Source organism: Streptomyces sp. NPDC002055, assembly GCF_040296705.1.
GTDB lineage: Bacteria > Actinomycetota > Actinomycetes > Streptomycetales > Streptomycetaceae > Streptomyces.
The window spans coordinates 1-1,303 of sequence record NZ_JBEOXS010000153.1 but is presented as its reverse complement, the minus strand read 5'-3'; the positions used below and the strand labels follow the sequence as shown (position 1 = coordinate 1,303).

Below are 1,303 nucleotides of genomic sequence, written 5' to 3'. Positions count from 1 at the left end.
GTTAAACCGTCCAGAGATGATAAAAAAGTTATCCATAGAAAATGGCGGTTGGGTATTTTATCCGGCTGATGCTGGTAAATGGTCATTTCATTATAAAGAGATGATGGAATTTATAAACAATGAATTTTATCAGAAATTTTCAGGAGGGAGTGGTCTATGACCTACACATACATAGTCAACCCAGAAACGGGCGAAATCCTGTTTGACCTATTTCACGACTTAATCACACAGAACATACGAGCAATCAAACTCATTGCAAAGAAATTAAATGCGGTGCTCCGCTAGAAAAGAGAACGAATCATGAAAACAAAAACATTATTTATAGATGAAGAAGTTCAAGGCGAAAGAATTGGAGATTTGAACACAGAACAACTTATAAAACAGGTTGTAAAAAATATTGACGATGACGTCATCTCAGTAGAAATAAAAAAACGCCACAGAAGTGACGAATTCTAAAACTAAAAACATTCTTTTATAGCACTATTGCTATCAATGACGTTTCTCCATGCAGCTTCACCAGTTAAAGCGCCAACAAATAAGCTGTCATTACTGTTTATTACAGTTGTTAAGTTATTTCTAATATCTTCTGCACTAGTATTAGATTTAACAATCCAAACAGATTCGTTAACATGTGCCCATTTAGGATAATTTTTAATCTTATCAATGAGGTCGTCATAGTTATTGCTTGAGTATTTTAAATCGTATGTAATGATATAACTTTCCATAATCACTCCTTTCATTAATTTTTGAAAGACAGGAGGATGTTAGTTGGTATTAACGGATTTGTCCTGAATTTCATTAACTATATTATACTGCTACAAATTGTTTTAGTCAACATAACATACTATATATTGTGTTTAATTATGTAAAAAACAAGAAAGGAACACTAAATGTTGTGGTCGAAGATAAAAACTAAACTTGTTGAGAAAAATATGACTGAGTATGAACTTGGAAAAGTTACAGGACTTGGTGCTCAACAAATTCATCAATTTAAAAAAAGAAATTCTGAAAATCCTCGTTGGCTAACAATGGTCAAAATAGCGGATGCACTAGACATCAGCTTAGATGAATTCAGATAGAAAGGCAAATAATGCACACACAAATTATTAATGGACGAGAAGTCCTAACAGTTCCAACAGTCATTGGATATAAGCATTATGACTTAGAAAAAAGAGAAGTAGTTGGAGAAGTTATTGAATCTACTTATCGAAGAAAAGACGGAACAATGTACATTATCCGCAGATCACGAACAGAACGAGAAAAAGCTGCTATGCTCAATTCGTGCTTGTCTGACTGGGGATAT

Annotated in this window: 5 protein-coding genes; 4 read left to right on the top strand and 1 reads right to left on the bottom strand. The window is 33.3% G+C overall.

The window, feature by feature from the left end; translation table 11 throughout:
- Nucleotides 1-160 (top strand): DUF771 domain-containing protein (locus ABT112_RS35210; RefSeq protein ID WP_351515834.1); only part of this gene is annotated, 160 nt, incomplete at its 5' end.
- 140 nt (nucleotides 161-300) lie between these two features.
- On the top strand, nucleotides 301-456 hold the full coding sequence (locus tag ABT112_RS35205) for a hypothetical protein (RefSeq protein WP_252172348.1): 156 nt from the start codon (nucleotides 301-303) through the stop codon (nucleotides 454-456).
- Nucleotides 457-458: 2 nt separating this feature from the next.
- On the opposite strand, the gene ABT112_RS35200 is transcribed toward ABT112_RS35205, so the two are convergent.
- On the bottom strand, nucleotides 459-725 hold the full coding sequence (locus ABT112_RS35200) for a CRISPR-associated protein Cas2 (RefSeq protein ID WP_312257863.1): 267 nt from the start codon (nucleotides 723-725) through the stop codon (nucleotides 459-461).
- 165 nt (nucleotides 726-890) lie between these two features.
- On the opposite strand from ABT112_RS35200, the gene ABT112_RS35195 reads away from it, so the two are divergent.
- Both ABT112_RS35195 and ABT112_RS35190 read left to right on the top strand, forming a co-directional pair.
- Nucleotides 891-1,079, top strand: coding sequence for a helix-turn-helix domain-containing protein (locus tag ABT112_RS35195; RefSeq protein WP_081044482.1), 189 nt, complete (start codon nucleotides 891-893; stop codon nucleotides 1,077-1,079).
- Between the two features lie 11 nt (nucleotides 1,080-1,090).
- The coding region (locus ABT112_RS35190) for a DUF1408 domain-containing protein (RefSeq protein ID WP_023189642.1) at nucleotides 1,091-1,303 on the top strand (213 nt) is incomplete at its 3' end.

What these genes read in the sequence shown, in the direction of transcription:
- ABT112_RS35200 (WP_312257863.1), bottom strand. Translation starts at nt 725, where the DNA reads ATGGAAAGTTATATCATTACATACGATTTAAAATACTCAAGCAATAAC.
- ABT112_RS35205 (WP_252172348.1), top strand. Translation starts at nt 301, where the DNA reads ATGAAAACAAAAACATTATTTATAGATGAAGAAGTTCAAGGCGAAAGA.
- ABT112_RS35195 (WP_081044482.1), top strand. Translation starts at nt 891, where the DNA reads ATGTTGTGGTCGAAGATAAAAACTAAACTTGTTGAGAAAAATATGACT.